27 protein-coding genes are annotated in these 23,487 nt (G+C 45.4%); 12 read left to right on the plus strand and 15 right to left on the minus strand.

Annotation, left to right across the window (positions count from 1 at the left end):
* Positions 1-39: 39 nt before the first annotated feature.
* Entirely contained in the window at positions 40-669 is a 630-nt protein-coding gene (locus tag ACZYT3_RS06600; RefSeq protein ID WP_101693965.1) for a CHC2 zinc finger domain-containing protein, read from the plus strand.
* Positions 641-1,942 carry a DNA primase family protein gene (locus tag ACZYT3_RS06605; protein WP_108980486.1) on the plus strand — a complete coding sequence of 434 codons (1,302 nt, stop codon included), beginning with the start codon at positions 641-643 and terminating at the stop codon, positions 1,940-1,942. The genes ACZYT3_RS06600 and ACZYT3_RS06605 overlap by 29 nt, the downstream gene beginning before the upstream one ends.
* Before the next feature lie 63 nt (positions 1,943-2,005).
* On the opposite strand, the gene ACZYT3_RS06610 is transcribed toward ACZYT3_RS06605, so the two are convergent.
* Positions 2,006-2,233: a hypothetical protein gene (locus tag ACZYT3_RS06610; protein WP_257356361.1), complete on the minus strand. Its 228-nt coding sequence runs from the start codon at positions 2,231-2,233 to the stop codon at positions 2,006-2,008.
* A gap of 224 nt (positions 2,234-2,457) precedes the next feature.
* On the opposite strand from ACZYT3_RS06610, the gene ACZYT3_RS06615 reads away from it, so the two are divergent.
* From ACZYT3_RS06615 to mobQ, 3 genes are all read left to right on the plus strand, one after another.
* The gene (locus ACZYT3_RS06615) at positions 2,458-2,673 is read left to right on the plus strand and encodes a DUF6471 domain-containing protein (RefSeq protein ID WP_071430990.1); all 216 of its coding nucleotides are present in this window, start codon (positions 2,458-2,460) and stop codon (positions 2,671-2,673) included.
* Positions 2,674-2,685: 12 nt separating this feature from the next.
* Entirely contained in the window at positions 2,686-2,892 is a 207-nt protein-coding gene (locus ACZYT3_RS06620; RefSeq protein WP_071430988.1) for a DUF3847 domain-containing protein, read from the plus strand.
* A 149-nt stretch (positions 2,893-3,041) separates the two neighbouring features.
* On the plus strand, positions 3,042-4,934 hold the full coding sequence (gene mobQ, locus ACZYT3_RS06625; protein WP_020990945.1) for a MobQ family relaxase: 1,893 nt from the start codon (positions 3,042-3,044) through the stop codon (positions 4,932-4,934).
* A gap of 270 nt (positions 4,935-5,204) precedes the next feature.
* Here mobQ and ACZYT3_RS06630 read toward each other — a convergent pair whose 3' ends face one another.
* From ACZYT3_RS06630 to ACZYT3_RS06675, 10 genes are all read right to left on the minus strand, one after another.
* Positions 5,205-5,378, minus strand: coding sequence for a hypothetical protein (locus tag ACZYT3_RS06630; protein ID WP_008978056.1), 174 nt, complete (start codon positions 5,376-5,378; stop codon positions 5,205-5,207).
* 323 nt (positions 5,379-5,701) lie between these two features.
* A complete protein-coding gene (gene bsh / locus ACZYT3_RS06635; protein WP_009295645.1) occupies positions 5,702-6,691 on the minus strand; it encodes a choloylglycine hydrolase in 990 nt (329 codons plus the stop codon).
* Between the two features lie 236 nt (positions 6,692-6,927).
* A complete protein-coding gene (locus ACZYT3_RS06640) occupies positions 6,928-7,992 on the minus strand; it encodes an FUSC family protein (RefSeq protein ID WP_005946426.1) in 1,065 nt (354 codons plus the stop codon).
* A gap of 33 nt (positions 7,993-8,025) precedes the next feature.
* Entirely contained in the window at positions 8,026-8,562 is a 537-nt protein-coding gene (locus tag ACZYT3_RS06645) for a sensor histidine kinase (protein WP_464088113.1), read from the minus strand.
* Complete coding sequence (locus ACZYT3_RS06650) at positions 8,519-9,673, minus strand: AI-2E family transporter (RefSeq protein ID WP_464088114.1); 1,155 nt, start codon at positions 9,671-9,673, stop codon at positions 8,519-8,521. The genes ACZYT3_RS06645 and ACZYT3_RS06650 overlap by 44 nt, the downstream gene beginning before the upstream one ends.
* Positions 9,674-9,675: 2 nt before the next feature.
* Complete coding sequence (locus ACZYT3_RS06655) at positions 9,676-10,377, minus strand: phosphatase PAP2 family protein (protein WP_008978052.1); 702 nt, start codon at positions 10,375-10,377, stop codon at positions 9,676-9,678.
* Positions 10,367-11,485, minus strand: coding sequence for an MGDG synthase family glycosyltransferase (locus ACZYT3_RS06660; RefSeq protein WP_464088115.1), 1,119 nt, complete (start codon positions 11,483-11,485; stop codon positions 10,367-10,369). The genes ACZYT3_RS06655 and ACZYT3_RS06660 overlap by 11 nt, the downstream gene beginning before the upstream one ends.
* 9 nt (positions 11,486-11,494) lie before the next feature.
* Positions 11,495-11,956: a glycosyl-4,4'-diaponeurosporenoate acyltransferase CrtO family protein gene (locus ACZYT3_RS06665; protein WP_009295644.1), complete on the minus strand. Its 462-nt coding sequence runs from the start codon at positions 11,954-11,956 to the stop codon at positions 11,495-11,497.
* A 7-nt stretch (positions 11,957-11,963) separates the two neighbouring features.
* On the minus strand, positions 11,964-13,481 hold the full coding sequence (cls, locus tag ACZYT3_RS06670; protein WP_464088116.1) for a cardiolipin synthase: 1,518 nt from the start codon (positions 13,479-13,481) through the stop codon (positions 11,964-11,966).
* A 19-nt stretch (positions 13,482-13,500) separates the two neighbouring features.
* Positions 13,501-14,028, minus strand: coding sequence for a TetR/AcrR family transcriptional regulator (locus ACZYT3_RS06675; RefSeq protein ID WP_071430984.1), 528 nt, complete (start codon positions 14,026-14,028; stop codon positions 13,501-13,503).
* A gap of 191 nt (positions 14,029-14,219) precedes the next feature.
* On the opposite strand from ACZYT3_RS06675, the gene ACZYT3_RS06680 reads away from it, so the two are divergent.
* Positions 14,220-14,438, plus strand: coding sequence for a hypothetical protein (locus ACZYT3_RS06680; protein ID WP_008978047.1), 219 nt, complete (start codon positions 14,220-14,222; stop codon positions 14,436-14,438).
* Between the two features lie 56 nt (positions 14,439-14,494).
* On the plus strand, positions 14,495-16,051 hold the full coding sequence (locus ACZYT3_RS06685; RefSeq protein WP_464088131.1) for a recombinase family protein: 1,557 nt from the start codon (positions 14,495-14,497) through the stop codon (positions 16,049-16,051).
* An 85-nt stretch (positions 16,052-16,136) separates the two neighbouring features.
* Here ACZYT3_RS06685 and ACZYT3_RS06690 read toward each other — a convergent pair whose 3' ends face one another.
* The 4 genes from ACZYT3_RS06690 to def form a co-directional block, all read right to left on the minus strand.
* Entirely contained in the window at positions 16,137-16,556 is a 420-nt protein-coding gene (locus ACZYT3_RS06690; protein ID WP_294562451.1) for a PPC domain-containing DNA-binding protein, read from the minus strand.
* Positions 16,556-17,416, minus strand: a complete 861-nt coding sequence (locus ACZYT3_RS06695) for a metallophosphoesterase (RefSeq protein ID WP_464088117.1) — start codon at positions 17,414-17,416, stop codon at positions 16,556-16,558. Before ACZYT3_RS06695 ends, ACZYT3_RS06690 begins: the two co-directional genes overlap by 1 nt.
* Before the next feature lie 61 nt (positions 17,417-17,477).
* Complete coding sequence (rnjA, locus tag ACZYT3_RS06700) at positions 17,478-19,277, minus strand: ribonuclease J1 (RefSeq protein WP_464088118.1); 1,800 nt, start codon at positions 19,275-19,277, stop codon at positions 17,478-17,480.
* A gap of 77 nt (positions 19,278-19,354) precedes the next feature.
* A complete protein-coding gene (gene def, locus ACZYT3_RS06705) occupies positions 19,355-19,915 on the minus strand; it encodes a peptide deformylase (RefSeq protein WP_464088119.1) in 561 nt (186 codons plus the stop codon).
* 109 nt (positions 19,916-20,024) lie between these two features.
* On the opposite strand from def, the gene ACZYT3_RS06710 reads away from it, so the two are divergent.
* The 5 genes from ACZYT3_RS06710 to yfcE are packed head-to-tail and all read left to right on the plus strand — an operon-like array spanning position 20,025 to position 23,457.
* Positions 20,025-21,221, plus strand: coding sequence for an FtsW/RodA/SpoVE family cell cycle protein (locus tag ACZYT3_RS06710; RefSeq protein WP_464088120.1), 1,197 nt, complete (start codon positions 20,025-20,027; stop codon positions 21,219-21,221).
* On the plus strand, positions 21,218-21,793 hold the full coding sequence (rsmD, locus tag ACZYT3_RS06715) for a 16S rRNA (guanine(966)-N(2))-methyltransferase RsmD (RefSeq protein ID WP_294562443.1): 576 nt from the start codon (positions 21,218-21,220) through the stop codon (positions 21,791-21,793). Before ACZYT3_RS06710 ends, rsmD begins: the two co-directional genes overlap by 4 nt.
* The gene (coaD, locus tag ACZYT3_RS06720; RefSeq protein WP_294562442.1) at positions 21,762-22,238 is read left to right on the plus strand and encodes a pantetheine-phosphate adenylyltransferase; all 477 of its coding nucleotides are present in this window, start codon (positions 21,762-21,764) and stop codon (positions 22,236-22,238) included. The genes rsmD and coaD overlap by 32 nt, the downstream gene beginning before the upstream one ends.
* Positions 22,235-22,921 (plus strand): YjjG family noncanonical pyrimidine nucleotidase, encoded by a 687-nt coding sequence (locus tag ACZYT3_RS06725; protein WP_464088121.1) that lies wholly within the window; start codon positions 22,235-22,237, stop codon positions 22,919-22,921. The genes coaD and ACZYT3_RS06725 overlap by 4 nt, the downstream gene beginning before the upstream one ends.
* Complete coding sequence (gene yfcE, locus ACZYT3_RS06730; RefSeq protein WP_294562437.1) at positions 22,918-23,457, plus strand: phosphodiesterase; 540 nt, start codon at positions 22,918-22,920, stop codon at positions 23,455-23,457. Before ACZYT3_RS06725 ends, yfcE begins: the two co-directional genes overlap by 4 nt.
* Positions 23,458-23,487 lie beyond the last annotated feature (30 nt).

A 23,487-nucleotide genomic window follows, 5' to 3' on the forward strand; every position in this document is an offset into this window, starting at 1 on the left:
TGGGCAGGCCGCCGTTTTTTGCGCAGAAATGGAGGAACAATGAATCTTTTCGAAATTGTAAAATACGGCGTAGGCTGCCGGGAGGCGGCGGAGCGGTACGGCGTGGAGGTCAACCATTACGGCATGGCCCTTTGCCCGTTCCACAATGACCGGCATCCCAGCCTGTATGTGGCAGATGACCACTACCATTGCTTCGCTTGCGGGGAACACGGCGATGTGATCGACTTTGCCGCAAAGCTGTTCGGTTTGCCGCTCTATGAGGCGGCACAGAAGCTGGCAGCGGACTTTCACCTTACCCCGGACAAGCCGCCCAGCGCAGCGGCGCTCCACGCAAAACGCATTCAGACGGAAGCACAGCAGCTCAGGGAAAACGAGCGGCTGTGCTTTTCTGTTTTATCCGATTACGCCCATGTGCTGCGGGACTGGAAGGTGCAGTATGCGCCGCAGTCACCTGACGAGCCTGTTCACGCACGGTTCGTGGAAGCCTGCCGTAACCTCGACCGGACAGAATACTACTTAGATATTCTGTGCGCCGGGGATTCCCACGAACGTGCCGAAGTAATTCAGCAGCAGATGGCGGACGAAAAGCTGGACGGGCTGCGACGGAGGTTAGAGAAAATTCACAAGGAGGAATTGGAAGATGGATATGACACCGCAGACGTGGCCTGAGTGGTACGACGGCAGGCACATCAACGAGGTGCTGTTCTGCCAGCAGTTTTTGGAGAAACACCCCATGAAATGTGTGCGTGGGCGGCTTTTCACCGTGGACGGACTGATCGAGGATGAGGGGCAGATCGGCAATCTCATTCTGGAGGAAATCTCCGGTGTGCTGACCGCCAATCTCTCCAAGACGGTTGCGAATCTGCTGGCCAGCATCAAACTACAAGCCTATTCGCCGCCGCTGCCCATTGAGACGGACCGCATCCACGTTGCCAACGGGACGTATTTTATGAACGGTAGCTTTACCGCCGATAAGAGCTACTGCAACAACCGGCTGACGGTCGCCTACAACCCTGACGCACCCACTCCGAAAAAGTGGCTGCAATTCCTATCAGAGCTGCTGCAACCGGAGGACATTCCAACCTTGCAGGAATTTCTCGGTTACTGCCTGCTGCCTACCACCAAGGGGCAAAAAATGCTCATGCTCATCGGCAAGGGCGGCGAGGGCAAAAGCCGCATCGGTCTGGTCATACGCTCCCTGCTGGGCGACAGCATGAACACCACCAGCATCCAGAAGGTGGAGAGCAACCGGTTCAGCCGTGCAGACTTGGAAAACAAGCTCCTGATGGTGGATGACGATATGGATATGAGCGCCCTGCCCAAGACCAATTATATCAAATCCATCGTGACCTCTGAGTGCAAGATGGACATGGAGCGCAAAGGCGTCCAGAGCTATCAGAGCCAGCTCTATGTGCGTTTTCTCTGCTTCGGAAACGGTGCGCTCACCGCCCTGCACGACAAGTCCGACGGCTTCTTTCGCCGCCAGATCGTGCTGACCACCAAAGACCGGCCCGCTGGCCGAGTGGATGATCCGTTTCTGGTGGATAAGCTGCTGCGGGAGAAGGAGGGCATCTTCCTCTGGTGTCTGGATGGTCTGCATCGGTTGATTGGGAACAACTATCAGTTCAGCATTTCCGGCAAGGCCAGAGAGAATATGGAGACGGTCAAGCGCAGCAGCAACAATGTGATCGAGTTTCTGCAATCTGAGGGCTATATCCGCTTCAAGGCCGACAGTGAAGCCAGCTCCAAGGCACTGTATGAGGCGTATCAGCGCTGGTGCGAGGACAATGCGCAAAAGCCCATGTCTGCAAATCGTCTCAGCTCGGAACTGGCGCAGAACGAGCGCCTTTACAATGTAGAGGCCACCAACAATGTCCATGTCGGTGGCAAGCGGGTGCGCGGTTTTATGGGCATTGAAGTGGTCAACCCACTGCCGTATTAAAAATGAGAACCGGACTTCAAAATTGCCGTACACGCCGTACACTCTGTACGGCATTTTTCAACTTCATCCGCAAAATACGGTTTTGCTTGTGCCTTTGGTGAAGCAATTCACAGCATCGTGTAAAATCTGCCGCTGAATCGGCGTTCGGTACACAAAACCGGCGTACAGCAGCGTACACAAGCCGTCTATGCCGTACCGAGCCGTACACGGACAGCCTATTTTAACGGCTTCAAAATCAATGCTTGTGAAATCCGTAAAGATTTTTGTCGTAGGTCGAACGCACTGCACCATCAGGTGATTTACCGAAGCGTGAATCCGCTGCTCCGGATTGCGGCATATCCTGCCGTTCTGTATGTTCTCATGCCGAACGATGAAGCCGATAGGGCGCTGCTGCGAACAGGGCATCACGGGCAGAAATCTGAGCGGATTTGCAGCACAGCGGATTTTTCACCGACAAGCACACTGGCATCACCGATACGAAAACCGATTATACGAAATTATGGAGGTAAAACCAAATGAAATCCAATCTGAGAAATGAAATCAAGTCGTACATCGTCCGTCAGGGCATGACCATGCAGGAGGTGGTCGATCTGCTGCATGACGAACACGGCTGGTCTGACAGCGTATCTAACCTGTCCAATAAGCTCCAACGGGAGTCCCTGCGCTATGTTGAAGCCGTCCAGCTTGCCGATGCGCTGGGGTACGAAATCGTTTGGCAACGGAGAAAGTGAGGAGGGATTTTTATGACAGAGGCAGAGAAGAAACTGTTGCAAGCACAGCACCGCTTGGAGGAAGCGCAGGCACGGAACCGGGTCAAGGAACGCAAGGTCCGTACCCGTAGGCTCATTCAGGAGGGTGCAATCTTGGAGAAAGTGCTGCCGGAGGTGCGGACGATGGAGCTGTCTGCGCTGGAGGATTACCTGATGCAGAAGCTGCCGCAGCACAATTGAATCCGCTGGGAGGTCTCCGGGAAACCGGGGGCCTCCTCTTTTCCTCCCGTAAGGGCGCACTTACTCACCACCCTAAAGGGCAGTGGTATTTCCTGCGGAAATCGTGCGCTCTGCGAGGCGGATGCGGCTGCTGCGGCAGCCTCCAGACAATGCCACAGCACTTGCAGGGTGCTGCTGTCATCGTCTGCGCAGGTCGCAGTTGTTTCTGCTTTGGAAACAGCTTGCACCCTGCCCGCACAAACCTGCCACCGGCAGCTTTGTTTGCGGCTATGCCCGAAGCTCATCTTCGGGGCATTTTCTCTTTTGCGAAAGAGAAACAGAAAAAGGAAGAACGAGGTGAAGAAGATATGGCGATTTATCATTTGGAAGCGAAGGTGGTCAGCCGGGGCGCAGGCCGCTCCGCAGTAGCTGCTTCTGCCTATTTGAGCTGCTCCCGCCTGTATAACGATTACGACGGGATTCAGCACGACTACACGAAAAAACAAGGGCTTGTCTGGCAGCAGATGTTTCTGCCGGAATATGCCCCACAGGAATGGCAAGACAGAGAAAAACTGTGGAACGCCGTGGAGGAAGTAGAGACAGCAAAAGACAGCAGGCTTGCCCGTGAGTTTGTTGTGGCTCTGCCCATAGAGCTAAACCGGGAACAGCAGATCGAGCTGCTGCAAGACTTTATCCGGGAGCAATTTGTGTCCGATGGAATGTGCGCCGACGCTGCCATCCACGACACCGACGGTCACAATCCCCACGCCCACATTCTCCTGACGGTGCGCCCGCTGGATGAGCAGGGACGCTGGCAGTACAAGACCGAAAAAGAATATCTCTGTATGAGAAACGGTGAAGAACGAGGCTTCACCGCCGCCGAGTTCCGGGCGGCGCAGAACGAGGGCTGGGAGAAGCAATATCCCTACAAGGTCGGCAAAAAGAAGGTCTATATGACACCGTCTGCTGCCGAGGCGCAGGGACTCATCCGGGCTGACAAGCATCCGAAGAGCACCCGCTACGGCAGACAGAACCCCATCTCCGAACGTTGGAATAGTGAGGAGCAACTTGTGACATGGCGGGCTGCATGGGCGGATGTGACCAATCTCTATCTGGAGCGCGCCGGACGGGCGGAGCGAATCGACCACCGCAGCAACGCAGCCAGAGGTCTGGATGAGCAGCCTACCATCCATGAGGGAGTGACCGCACGGGCGCTGGAGCGGAAAGGGATCATTGCTGACCGCTGCGAGATCAACCGGCAGATCAAGGCGGACAATGCCTTGCTGCGGGAGCTGAAAGCTGCGGTCAGGAAGCTGGCACAGGCGGTAAAGAACACCCTCCCGGTTATTGCCGAGGCGATGGAAAAGCTGCGGGCAAATATGATTGTTTTCCGCTATCAGCTGCGGCATATCGGCCGGGGCAGGCAGCGCATGAAAGATTATATCCACGCGGTTCAGCCGAATCTGGTGCGCTATACCGAGCTGGTTCAGGAGATTCGGGGCAAGGGCAAGGAACGCAAGTCTTTGCTTGCCCAAAAGAAGGAGACACCCCTCTATCTCATCCCGAAGCAGTGTGAACTGTCCCGCCATATTGCGGAGCTGACCGAGGAATTGGAAGAGCTGAAATCCGAGAAGGATATGCTGCTGCACTCGCTGGAATGCAGTGACGATGCCGGTATCGCTGCTGTGAAAAAGGACATTTCCACGATGGAAGCCGCACTAAAAAAGCTGTCGCAACAGGAAGAAAAGTACACGGCTGAGCTGAACGACGCTTTGCAGCAGTATGCTGATTTGAAGACGCAATCGGCAGAATTCGACCCAGACGAATTGCAGGACGCAAGGCTCGACCTGCGTCCTGCAATGGAGCGCTCTGTGGTTGACCGTGTGCAGTCTGCTTACGGAGATAAGTACGATTACTTGATGATGTACGACAGCAAGCGGGATGTTGCTGATATACTTCATGAGGAAACGGAAGCTCGCTCCATCCGTGAACATCTGCGTCAGAAACAGCAGGCACAGCAGAAGCAAAACAAGAAGAACAGCAGAGACACTTGGGAACGATAATATATATATGCTACCACATTCTTGCGCTTACCTCTATCCCAACTATTGACATAGAGCCGCACAAATTTAAAGGAGCACGGTCGTGGCTGACCGTGCTCCTTTAGCATCGCTTGCGATGCATAGTCACAGATGGAATCTGTGTCAAAGGGGTTCGAGGATTTTATCCCAGACAGGCGATTTATAAGCCCCTGCTGCGGCAGGGGCTTATAAATTTTGCATGAGTGGGTACCGCCATGCATTGCTCGTTAAGATCGTGCCCAACTTTTTTACTTACGCCGCATCGAATATTTGCGAGATAACAGCCCCTGTATATGCGCCTGCTGCACTGGCAATTAAGTTCACAAGTTCAGATTTTGCTTTTTGCTCACTTAACTTCAACAATTCATCACCACGAGGAGAACAGTCGTATGCGTTAGCACCATGTGGCGAGCCACATTTCGTCATTTCATAGGCTCACTAAAGAAGAGAAACCATTATCTCAGCTTATCGTTTCGATTTCTCCAAGCAAATCATTTTTTCCTGAGTTGCTAATTTTATCTGCAAAATTGACTTATTTATGAGGACTATCATAATCTGCACGCGCTGGAACACAAGAGCAACTTTTTGAAATAACGTACCTTTGAGGAGTCTGGACTGGCTCCTCTTTTTTGTTGCACAAATTGTGCAGGCGGTGCTTGCACAATTATCAACCTAACATCTGCATTCCATACAATCTCGATATTGTCCTCCTGTTGTTCTGCGTTATGCTTTCTCCGTGCATTTTCGTATTATTTATTCTGCCATCTGACTTCGCCCTTGGACAGAAGCGGATAACAGATCAGCTGATCTGAATCCAGATTTTCCGCATGCATGTCAACCGCTGTGATCTGATGATTATCATAAGTCGTATAATAATAAATACCTTTTGCTGTATTACAACAGGACGTGTATATCGTGATCTCATATTTGCCTTCTGTCACCTCACAGCATCCACGCTGCTGATCTACGGATCCTAAGATATGGAAGAACTGGCTTACACTCTCATCCTCTTCTTCACCGGAGATCGAATTTAATTTTGTAAAGGCAACTTTCACAAATCTTGACTGGCTGGAAAGATCTCCAGGTATTCCCATTCCACCCATTCCTCTGCTATATGCATCAAGCTGTAATACTCCTGCAAAAGTACTCTCCGGCTGTTTTCTGGATACTCCGGCATAATTATTCAGTGCAAACATCTGACTCGGGAATGGTGGATTATTGGTAAGCACTCCTACCGGATTATCATATACATGCAGCCCATCTTTCATAGACTCAACAACGATACAGGAGTCTTTGTCTGCAATGATCCAGTGAAGCTGTGCTGTCGGCAGCTGTTCACTGAATGCTGTGCCTGTCAGTCTCATTGCTGCCAGCTTCTCTCTCGCCTCTGCTACAGTAGCACACTGTGTAAGGATCCATGGGATGAACTCGAACTGTGCCACCTGGCTGACTTCTGTTTCATCTTCCGGCAAAGCTTCTTCATATGCCGCATTGCCGACAAAATTAAGACCTGCCATTCCAAGGCCTTTTTCATTAACAGCATCATAATAAAGCGGATAACCTCCTGCAACAAATGCCATTCCGATCAAAGCATAATGGCTTTTTATCTTCCCGGCAAACCGGAAATCAAATTCGTAATTTCTTGGCGTTATCGTGATCTGTTCCCCATAGGAAAATTCATAATCAAGCGTTCTGCCCATATAAAAATCTTTTGTTTTGTAAGTTGCTGCTGTACACATATCGAACACCTCTTCTTTCTGCTATAATAGTCCTGCAAACAATCTCATAAACAACTGTCCGAGCCATAAATATGCACTCCGTCCTGTGCGGTACTTTTCGGTCACTTCCCTGCATTCATTCGAGGATTTTTCTTTACACAATAACTCCATATAATTACCGGAATCAGACAAAGCCGAAAAAAGAAAGAAGATTAGGAACCGTAATAATTCTATTCAAATTTTCTTTCTGATTCACTTCACTCTGCATGTACGGTCACCTCACTTTCCTTTTTTTTAGGCATAAACCAATAAAATATAACACAAAATGCTAAAGCAAACACAACACCAAAAACATTTTGACTCACTCTAAGACTAACCGCTCCTTGTAGTCCATATGTCTCTGCAGCAATGGCTAAAGCACCAAATGTGTTAAATACTGCCTGCCAGCCATATTGTGCTGAAAATCCTACACCGATTCCACCAAGAATTCCTATATATGCATAGATTGACGAAGGAAGCAGAAAATATAATACTGTAAAACATATAACACCTGCAATATTTCCGACAATCCTTTTACGGACTCTGTAGTGCATATCTTCCATAGACGGCAAAATCACGGACATGGCCGCAATACCAGCCCACATTGCACGTGGCATATTACAAAGTTCTGCAATGCAAAGGACAATCGGTACGCATAAAATCTGACATATCTGCCATTTTGTTCTGGAAGAAGTGATATCAAATTCTTGTATCAGATCTTTCAGATTTCTTTTATAAGTTCTGTTTTTATGATTTCGATAAAATACGAAGCAGGTAAGTGCTGCACCTAAAGCCATTCCGACTAATCGCATCTGATAGCTTTTTCCCGTAACATCATAACCATATAGCAGCAGATACCCAAGAACCAATGTAGATTGATTAAACATGGATGGATTATGGCATCCGAACAGAATCAACACAGCCAGTGCCGCAATATTTAACAGCATTCCCAATACCGGTGAAAACTGATTTGCTAAATGCGGACATACAGTCATAATTACAAAGAACAAAGCCAAAAGCATCGTAGATTGTCCGGTGTGGATCCCCAGATCCGCATTCCTAAACACCATGAGACATAATAAGACTACTACACCTACAATGCTGTTCTCATTTCCAAATAGGATGCTGAAAATACTAACAAAGAAAAAACAAAATGCCATTGTAGCAGCTATCTTCACCAGATATACCCACATATGATATAGTTTTTCTTTTAGTGTTTCACTCTTTTTCAACAGGTTTTTAGAACCTGCCTGATTTAACTGCAACTCCTGATAAAATGTCATATAAATACTCCCATCTTCTAATTTATCTTAAAACTAGATAATCTCATCTTTCTGCTTTGGCAGCTCTATAACAAATCTGCATCCACCATATTCACGGTTTTCTGCTTTGATTGTTCCTCCGGCACTATCTACAATCCGTTTTACAAGTGCAAGACCTAGGCCATTTCCTTCTGCTTTATGAGATCCATCTACCTGATAGAACTTGTCAAATATTCTGGATTTTACATCATCCTCTATTCCTGGTCCTTCATCTTCCAGAATGAACTTAACAGAATCCTGTTCTTGTTTCAGAAACATCGTAATTGTCCCCTTTGAAGGGCTGAACTTAATCGCATTATCTAAAAGATTTATCCAGATATGCATAAAAAGTCCTTCATTCGCAGTATATTTAACTTCCTCCAATTCTACCTGAAAACCAATTTCTTTTTCTGTCCATTTTGTTTCCAATGAAAGAACTGCCTGGCGGATCTGTTCATCCAGACGATTATCGTCAATAAACGCACAAACTATTCGAACGCCTGCTACATCATTGAGATATGTCTGTATTCTCGTCTGAGTTGTTTTGTACATTGGACAGCTCCGGTTTGCGGGTATGCAGCCGCCGTTCGATTGATTCGTGTAGAAGCTGAGATACAAGAGCCATTAACGGAATAAAGAAGATCATGCCAAGGACACCGAACAGTTTACCGCCCAGCAAAACCGCCAACAACGTCCAGAATGGGGATAGCCCTACACTGTTTCCCACGACGTGAGGATAGATGAACTGATTTTCAACAAACTGAGTTGCCTGATAGACGATAAAGCATAGGAGCGCCTTGTTCGGAGCCGCCAATAAAGTAAATAAAATGCCGAAAGCGCAGGAGAGAAATGCTCCAATATAAGGAACGAATGCAAAGGCGGCAGTTAAAACGGCTGTTAGCCCCGCATATGGAATCCCTGCAACAGAAAGCGAAAGAAAGATCAATGTTCCAAGAATCATAACCTCGACACACTGACCAGAAAGAAACTTCGCATAGGTGTCATGTGCAAGTTTCGAAATATGGCAAATTCTATCTGCAACGGATTCCTTACAGTAGGCATACAGTGCCCGTTTGCTTTGACTGCTCAATTCACGCCATCCAATTAGCACATAGAATGTGATCACAAGTGAAATTGCAACATCAGCAATCGCAGATACCGTAGAGCCAGCAACATTGGCAACTGAGGAAATCACTGTGTTCATTTCGCTCGAAATGCTTTGCAGAATAGATTTCCAATCGAGCGTAGCGAAATGTGCCGACAGTTTCTCTGTGTCAATGCCGTATCTTTGCAATAAGCCGACCCAGTCAGGCCATTTTTCTTGAACAAGAGCAGCAATGCTTTTTACAGATGCAGTGAGCTGTGGAATCGCAATTACACACAGAAGAGCAATAATCGCAATAACACATATCAGCGTCAGTAACAGGCTTATCATGTCTATTTGCCGATCTGTAGCTTTAGTCAGCTTTCGTCGAAGCCTCTTTGCCAGTCCGCGCACGGGTACACTCAGAACAAAGGCCAGCAAAAGGCCTGATAAAATCGGAGCGAGCAAGCCAATACACGATTTTAGAAAGTTGGCAACATAGTTTAGATTGTTGAATGCCGCAAATAAGATCACCCCAAACGTGATTAGTAGAAGCGGTTTTTTGTAGGATTTATCCATGATTACATCCTCGTAAGAAATCGGTTTGTTTTATTATTGGGGAGTATCTTATAGGCAATCCACCAACCAAAGAAACAGACTGGCAATGCAGCGAGAACATCCATGATAGAATGCTGTTTCATAAAAACGGTGGAGAGACTGATACACACGGCGATTGATGTAGCAGCGATTTTCCATCCGACGCTTTGGAGCGCCTTGCAATCCCATAACCCAAACATCGCGGCAACGGAGCCTATTACATGAAGTGAGGGGCAAACATTTGTATTGGTATCGAAACTATAGAATAATTCAATAAAGCGTGTAAGTAGATTATTGCGTACAAATGCTTCTGGCCGCAAATTTTGGCAGGTTGGAAAGAACAGGTAAATCAAAACCGTGATCGTATAGGTGACTATCACAAAATACATCATACGCCGAAATGCAGGTACATCGACGAAAAAAGTATAAACCAACGTACCGATTAGAAAGACAAACCAAAATAGATACGGAATCAACGCCCATTCACAAAATGGTATTATATCATCGAGTCCACAATAGACGGGATAGTAATTTCGTTGCGGTTGCAACCGCTCAAGAAACAAAAACAGCAAGCCGAAAATTGGCCAGTAAAGCAATAGCCTGACGTGAGAAAATTCAGGTGTATTAAGTTTATGGATGCGGAACTCACGGTAATTAACTTCCGGCTTTATATGATTACTTTGCATGACTGTATATCCATTCATAGATTTTATCGGCTGCCGTACATTCCGTCTGCGACCGCATTGCCGCGCGCATTTTAGAAAGAAGCACTGGGGCATTTAGCGTTTTTATTGTGGTGTCTGCGATTGCTTTTGGCGTATTGGCTGTAATGGCCATTCCATTACGCAGAAAAAAATTCAGATTATGTGTCTCGCAGCCAGCCACTGCATCGATAAGCACCATTGGTAACTCTGCCGCCATTGCCTCAGATGTACTTAGACCTCCGGGCTTTGTCAGGAATAGGTCTGAGGCTTGCATGAGCTGCGGCACATTATTGACGGTTCCCAGAACATGAACTTGAGAATACTTTTCTGTTCTTTTTTGGAGTTTTTTGCGTAAATCATCATTTGTGCCGCATACAACACTAAGTTCTTGTTCTGTTGTGAGGTAAGGGCAGAGATACGATATAATCTCCTCCATTGGACCGCAGCCCATGCTACCGCACATCATTAAAATATGCTGATGAGCAGGAGAGATTCCGGCGTTGGCTTTTCCTGCTTCTTGTGACACACGCTGGTAGAATTGCTGCCGCACAGGGATTCCACTGGCGATCAGTTTTTGAGGTTGAAGTCCACATTGTTCAAACTCACCTAACAGCGAAGTGGACGGAATGAAATACCAGTCCAGCGCAGAATCCGCTGTGCAGGGAGCGCAGGTATAGTCTGTAGAAATGTGGCTCGTTACAAGCTGTAAGCATGGGTGCTGTCGGCGCATTTCTGTCAACGCCAAGGCTGGGAATACATGAGTACAGATAATATTATCGTAGCCTGCAGAGCGGATGTATTGATACATCCGCTCTGCGCCGGAGGAAAGTAGCTTATAGATCGGCGTTCCCTCACAAAAAATATCTTCGTGAGATTCCACACGCTGATACCCAGCATCAAAAAGCCTTGGAGCATGGCGGTAAATTCGGGTATGCCAATTAGAAATAAACGTGGATGCTTTTTCTGAAATAAACTGCAAAGAATCTGTAATATTGCAGATTTCTCCGCGAGAGTGGTAGGCTTCCTGAACTGCTTGCGCACAGGAGTTATGCCCTGCGCCAGTGTTGCAGCTTAGAATTAGTGTTTGCATTTGAATCTCCTATTTTTTCCTTTGCTGCATAGCAAACAGCTTTTGCAGGCGTGGGCGATTATAGCGCTGGACAACAATAAACGGCAAATTACCCAGCACAATGTAGATAATCGTTATACATACCCCGCCAACACCGGACCATATTTTCAGCAGTCCAAGACCGGCGATAGACAACAGAATATGTGTCCACTCTGCCACGCAAGTTTCTTCTATCATGCGCGGCAAGTTCTCATAGTTTTCCTTTGTCAGTTTCTTTTCCGGCATGATTTTAACGAATATGCGGCTCATATCGGGGATCTTTGCCTGCCATTTCCGAACATGAAGCCGCTTCCATAGTTTTTGCTCTGCCGGGTGGCAGACCCAAGGAAAACGATCGGCGTGAAACCAATGCTTCGGGATCAAGCGCCCCACTACAAAGGAGAGAACCCCTAACGCCGCGATATATAGCAGACACATAAGAAAATGCTTCATAAAAACCTCAACATAGCGGTGCGAAAATACGAAGGACACCATCTACGACCCAGCGGCGCGAATAATGTTTCATATCATAGGGCTTTACCTCTTTACATTTTGCCTGTGTAGCGATGAAATCGTCCTTTATTGCTGCAATAATACTGGAACGATAAAAGAACGAATTGTTTTCAAAGTGGAGAAAGAGACTGCGGTAGTCCAGATTGACAGTTCCTATCGTCGCAACTTTGTCGTCTGATACAAAGCTCTTTGCATGAACGAAGCCGGGAGTATACTCATAAATCTTGATGCCGCCAGTCAGCAACACCTGATAAAAGCTCCGAGACATACGGAAAATCAGCTTCTTATCAGGGATGCCGGGCATAATGATCCGCACGTCTACACCACGTTGAGCAGCGGAAATCATTGCATCCATCAAGTCATCGCCAAGCATAAGATACGGTGTAAAAAACCATGCGTAATCCGTGCTTTGAGAAAGCAAGTCAATAAAGAGCTGATTACTGGTAGCTTCATGGTTAAGGGGCGAATCGTAGTAACTAAGCACATAACCATCAAATGTGTGCGGCGGCGCAGGATACCTTTTGGGATATGTGGGCATTGCAAGCTGTCCTGCTTCTTTTTCCAGCGAAAATGCGTTCCAAAAGGTCAAGAACATATGGGTAAAATTTTTTACTGGCTCACCAGTAATCCGAAAGCCTGTGTCCTTCCAGTGTCCATAGGGATGTTCCAAATTGATATACCGATCTGATAAGTTGATACCTCCGCTATAAGCAACTTCGTTGTCAATAATCAGCATTTTGCGATGATCGCGATAGTTTGCAGTTCCTTTTAAGGCAAGGAAAGGATTAAAAGGAATACATGGAATGCCTTTCTTTTTCAGTTCACGGACATTACTGAAATTGAACGAAGAAATACTGCCAAGATCATCGTATATCACACGTACATCAACGCCCTGCTCCATTTTTACTTCCAGTTCGTTCACGATTGCGTCCCACATATGCCCCGGCTCAATAATGAAGTATTCTACGTAAATCGAGTTTCTTGCATTTTTCAAATCGGCAAGCATATCAGGGAACATATTATCGCCCAACGGATAGTAACGAACCTGCTCAACTGCACACATCGGATATTGCGTTTTTTCTTCCAGCCACCGCACTGTTTGCCCCATGCGTTTTTCGCCGTCAAAGGGCGCTTCTTTTATTGGAAGAGGCTGCGGATTGCAACTCTTTTGAACTTGCTGCAAGCGCCTTTTTAGAGGGCGGGTCGTCCGTTTATTTCCAAAGAGCAGATATAGTAACGCTCCTACCAAAGGTAGTGACAGAATAACCAGCAGCCAAAGCAATTTATAAGCGGTTTCATCTCTCTTTATAATAATAAATACCACCAAGAAAAACGCTGCAACGGAAAGCAGTGACACAATAATCGGTGCGTAAGGGGTCAGCCATTTCATCAACAGCAAAAGCCAGAGCGATTGTAAAGCCACCGCTGGAATAATTGTTAGAATGCGTCGAATGATTTTTCCCATATGTTTACCCCCCTCTATGTTATTTCTCCTCCGAAGATGCTTCCCAATCGCAAACTATTTGTGCCATTTCCTGTGGGGTTTCTTTATAGCCTCGTAATACCCACGCATTCATAAGCCCAAACAATCCATATGTAATAAATTGGATAAAGTAGTGCGTTTTGGCATCGGCATTAGCGACAATGGATGCCGCTTCTTGTAAATAGAAGTTTAGAATCACATATTGGCGATCAGCTGAGTAGAGCAGATCACAAATAGGACGAGTGGAAAGGCAAAATTCAAAAAACAGCCTGATGCCGTCATAACTACCAGTGGCGAAGTTGGTAGCACCGTGTTCGTCGGAAAAGCGCTTCCACAGACATGTGATTTTGAAAGACAGAACTTCATCTTTACTTTTGAAATAACGGAAATAAGTGGAGCGACCTACATCTGCCTTGGCAGTCATCTCCTCAATACTGATTTTTTCAATGGGTTTTTCTTTCATTAGTTCCAGCAACGCTGTACCCATACATTCTTTCAGATAGTCTGTTGTAGCCGTTGTCCTTCGCATAAGAAACGTCTCCTTTAATTGCGTATCATTGAAACAAGGATTGTCATTTGTTCCACTTTCGCTCGGACTATTGACAACGCCTGCTTCTGTGATATTCATAGCATCTATGATACTATCGTTTCATTTATACTATCATTTGCTATTTGCCCTGTCAAGCTAAAATGCGAGTACGACGAGCAGAAAGGAAAACTATGGGTACGATTTTTTCCCGTGTAAAACTCAGCGGAAAGCATGTGGCCGCCCTCTTGGCGCTGATGCTGCTCTCCGCTGTGACAGCCATGCTGCTGCCTACTGCCCTGGCCAGTATGATTGACATCGGAGTGGCCGGAGAAAACCGAAACACCATCCTAATCATTGCGGCGGTGATGGCAACCCTGGCCATTCTGCGGCTCTGTGTTTATTATATCTGAGCTATTCACAGTAAAGTTGGACATTTGTATTCAGCGGGAGAAAATAACCTTGACAAATCTCGTCTCAGAAAATGATCCTGCTCCAATACGCAAAGGAGCACCGTTTTCCAAACCCGACCTTTTTCGTGGACGATGGGTATAGTGGCACGAACTTTGACCGTCCCGGCTTTCAAGCCATGCTTGCGGAAATCGAAGCGGGCAGAGTGGCGGTTTGCTGTACGAAAGACCTGTCTCGACTAGGGCGTAATTCCTCGCTGACAGGGCTGTATATCAACTTCACATTTCCGAAGTACAATGTGCGCTATATTGCCATCAACGACCACTTCGATACCATTGACCCCAACAGCACCGACAGCGACATTGCGGGCATCAAGAACTGGTTCAACGAGTTTTTCGCCAAAGACACCAGCCGCAAGATCCGTGCTGTCAATAAGGCAAAGGGTGAACGCGGCGTTCCTCTGACCGTCAATGTTCCATTCGGCTACCGTAAAGACCCGGAGGAAAAGACAAAGTGGGTCGTGGATGAAGCGGCGGCGTTGGTAGTCAAGCGCATTTTCAAGCTGTGCATGGAAGGGCGAGGCCCGATGCAGATTGCAAAGCTCTTGCAGGAGGAAAAGGTACTTAATCCCACAGCCTATAAGAAGCGTGAGGGCATCAAGACACCCAGCCCGGAAACCGCCGATCCGTACCATTGGAACACCAACACGGTCGTTCACATTCTGGAACGGCGGGAATACACGGGATGCACCGTCAATTTCAAGACCTACACCAACTCCATCTGGGATAAGAAACAGAGAGAGACGCCCATTGAAAAACAGGCGGTTTTCTACAACACCCATCCGGCGATCATTGAGCAGGAGGTCTTTGACAAGGTGCAGGAAATCCGTCAGCAGCGGCATCGCAGGACAAAGACAGGCAAAAGCAGCTTGTTTTCCGGCATGGTCTATTGCGCTGATTGTGGAGCAAAAATGCGCTACTGCACCACCAACTACTTTGAAAAGCGACAGGATCACTTTGTATGCGCCAACTACCGAAGTAATACGGGAAGCTGTTCAGCTCACTTCATCCGGGCAGTCGTTCTGGAAGATTTGGTCTGGATGCACATGAAAGCGGTCATCTTCTATGTGACACGGTATGAGAATCACTTCCGGGCAGTTATGGAACACAAGCTTCTGCTGTCCAGCGAGGAAAAAATCTGTGCAAGCGTCAAGCGTCTGGAACAGGCGCAGCGGCGCATGGGAGAGCTCGACCGCCTGTTTATCCGCATCTATGAGGACAATGTGGCGGGACGCATCAACGATGAACGATTTTCCATGATGAGCAGAAGCTACGAAACCGAGCAGGAGCAGCTTAAAGTGGAAATCCAGACCTTGCAGCAGGATATTGAAGTACAGGAACGACAGATTGAAAATTTGGAGCAGTTTATCCAGAGGGTACACAAATACAAGGATTTGGACGAGCTTACCCCGTATGCTCTGCGGGAACTTGTTAAGGGAGTTTATATTGAAGCTCCCGACAAGAGCAGCGGCAAACGGCGGCAGAACATCCGCATTTCCTATGACCTTGTGGGCTTTATCCCGCTGAATGAACTGATGAAGGAGGAAACGGCATGACCGAAGCCATGCCGTTCCTGCAAAAATACGATATTACTTTCTTACGACCCCCGCTCTTTGACAGGGTGCTCCTTTTTAAGGGAGCTTAGAATTTAAAAAGATTTAAGCCCACATTCTCATCAAATACACGGTCAACTTCACCATCGATGACATCGATGAACATTTCACAGGTTGCGGAAATGACACACTCATTTAGATGGCCGCCATAAACATTTTGATTGCCGTCTGCGACATTGATATGCAAATGCAGATATACTTCACCATCTTTTCTGGTGATATTACCGATCAAGGATGTGATTTCCATATCCTGATCCAATTCTCTGGAATAGTATTTCTTTTCTTCAATGTTGAAAAGTCCTATCTTTACATGGTTGGTAGCTCCTAAAGCCTGAACATTTCCCAGCTTGACATCATACTGCTTGACGATTTCAGTCAAAGAAGCGATGACTTCTTCTCCCTTATCCAGTCTTACGACGATTTTGTTGTTGAATTTTCTTGATTCCATCATTTACCTCCTGTTGCTGTTAAGCGAATCATATGACATTGAGGATCGGCAAAGATCCTGATGTCGCTTTCTGTAGTTCCAAGCCCGTTGGAAACGATCAGCTTGGTCTGATTGATCGTATATTCACCACTGGAATATACGATGGCTCCTTCCTTTTTCGAAAGAGCACCGATAAACGGCAGAGCAATTTGTCCGCCATGAGAATGTCCGGCGAGGACCAGATCGATATTGTTAAGCGGCAATTCGCTGACAATATCCGGTGCATGCGTCAAAACGATCGTATAGGCACTTGTATCAACGTTTTCAAAGGCAAGGGATATATCCGGATTGCCCCCTATTTGTGAATCGATGCCAATCAGATTTACCGCAGTAACGTTATTTTTCGTAATCATTAGATGTTCATTTGTCAATAGTTCAAAATCTGCCTGATATAAAAGATTTTCGATCATGTCGCTGACAGCAGGATCATGATCCTCTTCACCTGATACCGCAAATTTACCTAGATCCGCTTGTAGTGATTTTAATAAGGTAATCAGCTCCTGCTGTGCTTCTTCACTTGGGGGATAGTTTGAAGGATCATCAAATAAATCACCGCCAAATAAAATAATATCAGGTTTATTGGCATTGATCTTTTCGATCATTCTTTCCAAACGCTCATAGTTCATGAAATGGTTATAATGAATATCGCTGATAAAAGCAATTTTCAGATTACTTGCTTCACTGCTGATCTTATTGCTTTCAATCGTTTGATTGACGATGGTGACATTGGCTACGCTGACATTCGTGCTATAAAAGATAAAGGCAGCGACCAGTGCAGCTATCAGAAATAAGACAGCTAAAACTTTTAAAATTTTTTTCATATCTCTATTTTACATTCTTTCCCGATATCTGTTAAGCTTTTTTAGAAAAAAGAAGGAGTTTTTAAGCTTCCTTCTTGTGAGTGGCATGAGTGGCCTTTGCGGCACGTGCCTGCTGCATCTGAGCCATGGCTTCCTTTGAATTCAGAATGACCGGAATCACGATCGGATTACGATGCGTCTTATTGTAGAGGAATGGTTCTAATGAGCCGCGGATCGTATTCTTGATATCGTTGAAGGTGATCTTTGACTGCATTTTTTCTTTTAAGGCATTGTAGACCACTACTTCGGCTTCTTTCAAGAGTGATTGTGAATCCTTGATGAACACGAAACCACGGGATACGATCACAGGGCGGCAAAGAATGGAATTCGTTCTGGAATCGATACATACGATCACAGAGCACATACCATTATCCGCTAAGATCTTTCTGTCTTTTAATACCGCGGTACTTAATCCGCTGATATCATTGCCGTCTACATAAATATCATCAGCAGGAATACGATAGCTCGTTTCAAAGACCTCTTCATTGCGCAGGATCAGTACATCACCATTGGCACAGGTAAAGATCTTTTCTTCCGGGATACCTGTCTGAATCGCTGTCTGCTTATGCTGACGAAGCATCTTATATTCACCATGTACCGGCATGAAATACTTCGGTTTGATCAGCTGTAACATGAGCTTCTGCTCTTCCTGGGAAGCATGTCCCGTTGTATGCAGGTTATTAAAGATAGAGTTGGTCAGTACATTTGCACCCGCTCTGAATAATTTATTGATCACGTGGTTGACGCTTGATCCATTGCCCGGAATCGGATTGCTGGAGAAAACGATCGTATCATTCGGCATAAGCTTGATGTAACGATGTGTTCCCTGAGCAATACGGCTTAGGGCCGCTAACGGTTCACCCTGGCTTCCTGTACAGATGATGCATATCTTATCCTCAGGCGTATGATTTAATTCCTCAGGCGTGAGGAAATAGCTGTCAGGCACCTTGATCCATCCCAGCTTACGGGCAATCGTAACCACATTTTCCATGCTTCTTCCAAAGATACAGACTCTTCTTCCGCAAGAAACCGCACAGGATAAGATCTGTTCCACACGATGCACATTGCTGGCAAAGGTTGCGACGATCAAACGTCCCTGCGTTTTCTTAAAGATTTCAAAGATAGCCTCAGATACCTTCTTTTCCGAAATAGAAAAATCCTCGATACCGGAATTCGTGGAATCACTCATCAATAACGAAACACCGGTAGCTCCTAAATAAGCCATCTTCTGATAATCAGAATTAGTACCAACAGGTGTCAGGTCAAATTTAAAGTCCCCGGTCGTAACGACACGTCCGTTAGGTGTATTTACGATAATTCCCAATGAATCGGGAATCGAATGGGTCGTATTGAAAAAACCGCAGCGGAAATGCTTTGTATTCACCACACTGTCTTCATTGATCTCGATGATCTTACAGTGCTTCAGCATTCTTCTTTCTTCTAATTTCCGATTGATCAGCGCAACTGCAAAACGCGGTGCATAAATCGCTTCGATATCAACCGTTTTCAACAGAAAAGGAATTCCGCCGATATGGTCTTCATGACCATGCGTAATTAAAAGTACTTTTCTTTTATATCTATTTCTGACCAAATAATTGTAATCAGGTATTACATAATCAACACCAAGCAAGCTTTCTTCAGGAAAACGCACACCGGCATCGATGATGAGTATTTCATCCTCGTGCTCGATGCAGTACATATTTTTACCAACTTCGCCTAAACCGCCCAAAGCAAATATCAACGTATCTGTTTTTTTCGGTGCGACTCTATTATAAGTATTTTTCCCGCTTTCTCTTAGTGCCGTCTTATCATATTGTTTCATTAATATCTCCTTTCACTAGCACTTGATTACTCATAGTATAACACATCAAAGGAAAAAAATGTAGCATTTGCATTTTTTTATTCGATGACGATAGCATCCTCGATCGGCTGCCACGGATTTACAGGATTGATGTGGTCATAAAAGAGAATACCGCTGAAATGGTCGATCTCATGCTGTAAGACGATGGCCGGATAACCGGACAATCTGAAGATGACCTCTTTGTCCTGTATACAGTCATAGGCTCTGACTCTGATACGGGCACTGCGCGGTACATAGCCGGCATGTTCATCTTCTACGGACAAACAGCCTTCGCCTTCCTTAAGGTAAGCCATCTGTACAGAATTGGAGATGATCTTCGGATTGGCTAATGCCAGCTCGATATCTTCCTTATCTTCACCCATCGGAATGCAGACGCCAAGAAGCTGTTTTAAAACACCGACCTGAACGGCGGCGATCCCAACTGCGGGACGAATATTTTCCTTTTCGCTTAATTCGGGATCTTGGGAACATTTCACATGACTCAGCAGCTTTAAGGCCAATTTTTTATCTTCTTCACTTAACGGCAATTCTACCGGTTTTGATTTTTCACGAATCAGATGATCACTATCTTTAATGATTTCTTCTGCTTTAAAAAACATATTTATTCACCTCTGTCTTTCTATTTTATAATATTTTGATGTACTTGAAAAGAATCTTTTTCTTCCATTCATTTATAAAATTGTGTAAAATGAAACAGGAGGCGATTTGATGCGCAAAATAAAATTCAACATGCCCAAAAAATATGATCGGCTGATTCATGCCAGCGTCATAGTTTTGATCGTGCTGGGAACTTTGATGGTCGCATCTACAAGTGTCGGAGAAACGATATCGGGAGGTACGACAAATAATACGATCGTCATACGAACGATCGTGAAACAGGTCCTGTTCGTGCTTGTCAGCTATTTCGCAATGGTTTTCTTTGCCAACCATTTTACGATGGAAAGAGCGATGAAATGGATCCGTCCGATCGGTTTCCTCATCGTTGTCATGCTGATTGCCTGTCTGTTTTTTGATGCTGCCGGAGGTGCAAAAAGCTGGATCCGTCTGAGCATTCCGGGGCTGGGGCAGATTACGCTGCAGCCAAGTGAATTTATGAAGGTGTTCATGATCGTGGTGATGGCGTGCATCATTGAACGGGTACGGCGAAGAAAGCTCGACTGCTGGAGCATCGTGAAGATTCCGCTTTCATTTTATATGATCGCGGCAATCGTGATTTTTCTTCAGAATGATACAGGTTCGCTCATCGTTATATCTTTGATCTGCGCCGTATGTCTTCTGATTCCTTCACATCCGAGCTTAAAAAAGTTTCAAAAAGTTGCCGGAGGCATCTTGATCTTTGGCAGTTTGGCCGTCGTCTTTTTGGCAAGCGATGCCGGGATTGCCTTGCTTGAAAAGCTTCCTTTGGAAAGCTATATGATCAACCGATTCAAGATGGCCGCAAATCCATGGCTGGATGAATATGGTGACGGCTTGCAGCTGATCAATTCGCTGTATGCTTTTGCGACAGGTGGCTGGAGCGGTGTAGGATTTGGACAATCGATCCAGAAAATGCAATATCTGCCGGCGGCCATGACTGACTATATCTTGGCCATCACTGTTGAAGAATTTGGAATTACCGGCTTTTTAGTTGTTTTAGGCGGATATAGCATCTTGATCTATCGTTTGTTTAAATATGCCTTGATGTCAAAAAGGGAAGACTATAAAATTTTATATATCGGTACAGCCATGTATCTTTTCATTCACTTTGTCTTCAATGTTGGCGGGGTGACGGGACTGATTCCGCTGACCGGTATTCCACTTCTGTTTATTTCTTCCGGTGCCAGTTCGCTTTTCAGTATCTGTTCAGCAATCGGTATTGCACAGGGAGCGATAGCCAGAGAGAATCGTGAGAGGGAAGGCTTATGAGAATAATTGCCGGGAAGCTTCGTTCACTGAAAATTGAAACGATGGAGGGTGACAAAACAAGACCGACGGCCGATCGTATCAAAGAAGCCATATTTTCATCCATAGGGCCTTATTTTTATGGCGGAAGGATGCTTGACTGTTATGCGGGAAGCGGTAATATCGGTTTTGAAGCACTTTCCAGAGGTATGGATGAGGCGGATGGCTTTGAAATTGATCCTAAGGCCTGTGCCTGCATAAGATCCAATGTAAAACGCTTCAAGCTTGAAGAACAGTATCATCTGCATCAAAAGGATGTAATGACGCATTTGGATGAATTAAGCGGTGAATATGATCTGATCTATCTTGACCCGCCTTATGCCAAACAGCAAAATGAAAAGCTGATCAAGATGCTTGCAGACAGAAAATTATTGAGCAAGGATGGCATCCTGATCGTTGAAAGCCGAAAAGAAGATGAATTTAAAGAAGAAATTGCTGATTTAAGACGTTATAAGAGCGTATGCTACGGCATTACGAAAATCAGTTATTATGAGAGGAAAGTATATGAAGAAAGCAATGATTCCGGGAACGTTTGATCCGGTAACAAAGGGACATCTTGATGTCATTGAGCGCTGCAGCAAGCTTTTTGATGAGGTCTATGTCGTCATCATGGTGAATGCCGCAAAAAAACCTCTGTTTAGTGAGGAAGAACGTATTGATATGATTGAAAAGGAAACGGCTCATCTAAAAAATGTAAAGGTGTTGGCAGGAAGCGGATTAACGGTCCATATGGCAAAAAAATTAGGTGTAAGCGCCATGGTAAGAGGAATCCGTGCCACCAGTGACTATGAATATGAGGTATCGATAGGAACAGCAAATATGATGCTTGAGAGTGATATCGAAACATTATTTCTTCTAAGCAAGCCGGAGTATTCCTTTGTTTCCAGCTCAACGGTCAAGGAGATTGCGATGCATCATGGAAATTTAAGCTGTTTTGTCAGCAAATATGTGGAAGAAAGGTTAGAGGAGAAGTTTCGATGATTCAGTTGATTTGCTTTGATTTAGATGATACGTTGATGGATTTTCATAAAGGGGAAGAGATTGCTTTTTATGAAACGATGAAGGAAGAAAATATTGAAGCAAGTATGGACGATTATCTCCTTTATAAAAAAATTAATGGAGCATTATGGAAAAAGCTTGAAAAGGGAGAAGTTGAACGGTATGCTTTGCAAAGAATCCGTTTTGAAGAATTGAAAAAGGAAAGCCGGCTTGATTTTGATGTTGAGAAAGTCAATGCATTGTTTCCTCAAAAGCTTTCTGAACAGGCTATTTTATTAGAAGACAGCGTAAAAATTCTTGAGTGGTGTTCAAAAAAAGCAAAACTGGCATTGGCTTCAAACGGAACTGCTTCAATTCAGTATCGAAGGATTGAAAAAGCAGGAATAAAGAAATATTTTGAATATATATTCATATCTGAAGAAGTGGGTTATGCGAAACCTCACCCTGCTTATTTTGATGCGATTTTTAAGAGTGTGAACGTTTCTCCAAAGGAAGTGCTTTTTATTGGTGATTCGTTAAGTGCAGATATGAACGGAGCGGTGGAAAGCGGATGTATCAGTGTCTGGTTTAATCCTAAGCATATCATCAATGATTCAGCGGTCATACCGGACCATGAAATCGACCGGCTTTCTTCAATCATAGACAGATGGGAGGAATTTAAATGAAATATTATATCGTATCGGATATTCACGGAAGCAGTGCCAATCTTGAAAAGGTATTGCAGATGTTTGATGAGGATGGTGATTATCTGATAGTCTTAGGTGACATACTTTATCATGGACCGCGTAATGACCTGCCGGCTAATTATGAACCTAAAAAGGTGGCAGCGATGCTGAATGAAAGAAAAGAAAAGATCATTGCGGTACGTGGCAATTGTGACGGTGAAGTGGATCAGATGGTGCTGGAATTCCCGATTACCGCTGATTATCAGATGCTTCCTTTTGACGGTTATAAGATATTTGTCACCCATGGACATCTCTATGATGAAAATTTAAAGTGGGTCGGCGAACAGGATGCCGTGCTGTTTGGACATATCCATATTCCTGTGGCTGAGAAGATCAATGGCTTGCTTTATCTCAATCCGGGCAGCATCTCACTTCCGAAAATGGAAAGCGTGCCGAGCTATGGTGTTTTAGAAAATGATGTATTTACGATCTATGATTTAGATAAAAATATTGTCAACTCTTATAAAATCAAATAAAGATTGTGATATAATAGGAATAGTTTGGAG

This window comes from Traorella sp. mt218 (assembly GCF_055420025.1).

What these genes read in the sequence shown, in the direction of transcription:
- ACZYT3_RS06650 (WP_464088114.1), bottom strand. Translation starts at nt 9,673, where the DNA reads ATGGATAAATCCTACAAAAAACCGCTTCTACTAATCACGTTTGGGGTG.
- ACZYT3_RS06610 (WP_257356361.1), bottom strand. Translation starts at nt 2,233, where the DNA reads ATGGTGCAGTGCGTTCGACCTACGACAAAAATCTTTACGGATTTCACA.
- ACZYT3_RS06640 (WP_005946426.1), bottom strand. Translation starts at nt 7,992, where the DNA reads ATGACATTTTATCAGGAGTTGCAGTTAAATCAGGCAGGTTCTAAAAAC.
- ACZYT3_RS06600 (WP_101693965.1), top strand. Translation starts at nt 40, where the DNA reads ATGAATCTTTTCGAAATTGTAAAATACGGCGTAGGCTGCCGGGAGGCG.
- ACZYT3_RS06660 (WP_464088115.1), bottom strand. Translation starts at nt 11,485, where the DNA reads ATGCAAACACTAATTCTAAGCTGCAACACTGGCGCAGGGCATAACTCC.
- bsh (WP_009295645.1), bottom strand. Translation starts at nt 6,691, where the DNA reads ATGTGTACAGCAGCAACTTACAAAACAAAAGATTTTTATATGGGCAGA.
- ACZYT3_RS06615 (WP_071430990.1), top strand. Translation starts at nt 2,458, where the DNA reads ATGAAATCCAATCTGAGAAATGAAATCAAGTCGTACATCGTCCGTCAG.
- mobQ (WP_020990945.1), top strand. Translation starts at nt 3,042, where the DNA reads ATGCCACAGCACTTGCAGGGTGCTGCTGTCATCGTCTGCGCAGGTCGC.
- ACZYT3_RS06605 (WP_108980486.1), top strand. Translation starts at nt 641, where the DNA reads ATGGATATGACACCGCAGACGTGGCCTGAGTGGTACGACGGCAGGCAC.
- ACZYT3_RS06725 (WP_464088121.1), top strand. Translation starts at nt 22,235, where the DNA reads ATGATTCAGTTGATTTGCTTTGATTTAGATGATACGTTGATGGATTTT.
- ACZYT3_RS06630 (WP_008978056.1), bottom strand. Translation starts at nt 5,378, where the DNA reads ATGACGAAATGTGGCTCGCCACATGGTGCTAACGCATACGACTGTTCT.
- coaD (WP_294562442.1), top strand. Translation starts at nt 21,762, where the DNA reads ATGAAGAAAGCAATGATTCCGGGAACGTTTGATCCGGTAACAAAGGGA.
- ACZYT3_RS06645 (WP_464088113.1), bottom strand. Translation starts at nt 8,562, where the DNA reads ATGTACAAAACAACTCAGACGAGAATACAGACATATCTCAATGATGTA.
- yfcE (WP_294562437.1), top strand. Translation starts at nt 22,918, where the DNA reads ATGAAATATTATATCGTATCGGATATTCACGGAAGCAGTGCCAATCTT.
- ACZYT3_RS06620 (WP_071430988.1), top strand. Translation starts at nt 2,686, where the DNA reads ATGACAGAGGCAGAGAAGAAACTGTTGCAAGCACAGCACCGCTTGGAG.
- ACZYT3_RS06680 (WP_008978047.1), top strand. Translation starts at nt 14,220, where the DNA reads ATGGGTACGATTTTTTCCCGTGTAAAACTCAGCGGAAAGCATGTGGCC.
- def (WP_464088119.1), bottom strand. Translation starts at nt 19,915, where the DNA reads ATGTTTTTTAAAGCAGAAGAAATCATTAAAGATAGTGATCATCTGATT.
- rsmD (WP_294562443.1), top strand. Translation starts at nt 21,218, where the DNA reads ATGAGAATAATTGCCGGGAAGCTTCGTTCACTGAAAATTGAAACGATG.
- rnjA (WP_464088118.1), bottom strand. Translation starts at nt 19,277, where the DNA reads ATGAAACAATATGATAAGACGGCACTAAGAGAAAGCGGGAAAAATACT.
- cls (WP_464088116.1), bottom strand. Translation starts at nt 13,481, where the DNA reads ATGGGAAAAATCATTCGACGCATTCTAACAATTATTCCAGCGGTGGCT.
- ACZYT3_RS06675 (WP_071430984.1), bottom strand. Translation starts at nt 14,028, where the DNA reads ATGCGAAGGACAACGGCTACAACAGACTATCTGAAAGAATGTATGGGT.
- ACZYT3_RS06710 (WP_464088120.1), top strand. Translation starts at nt 20,025, where the DNA reads ATGCGCAAAATAAAATTCAACATGCCCAAAAAATATGATCGGCTGATT.
- ACZYT3_RS06655 (WP_008978052.1), bottom strand. Translation starts at nt 10,377, where the DNA reads ATGCAAAGTAATCATATAAAGCCGGAAGTTAATTACCGTGAGTTCCGC.
- ACZYT3_RS06695 (WP_464088117.1), bottom strand. Translation starts at nt 17,416, where the DNA reads ATGAAAAAAATTTTAAAAGTTTTAGCTGTCTTATTTCTGATAGCTGCA.
- ACZYT3_RS06665 (WP_009295644.1), bottom strand. Translation starts at nt 11,956, where the DNA reads ATGAAGCATTTTCTTATGTGTCTGCTATATATCGCGGCGTTAGGGGTT.
- ACZYT3_RS06690 (WP_294562451.1), bottom strand. Translation starts at nt 16,556, where the DNA reads ATGGAATCAAGAAAATTCAACAACAAAATCGTCGTAAGACTGGATAAG.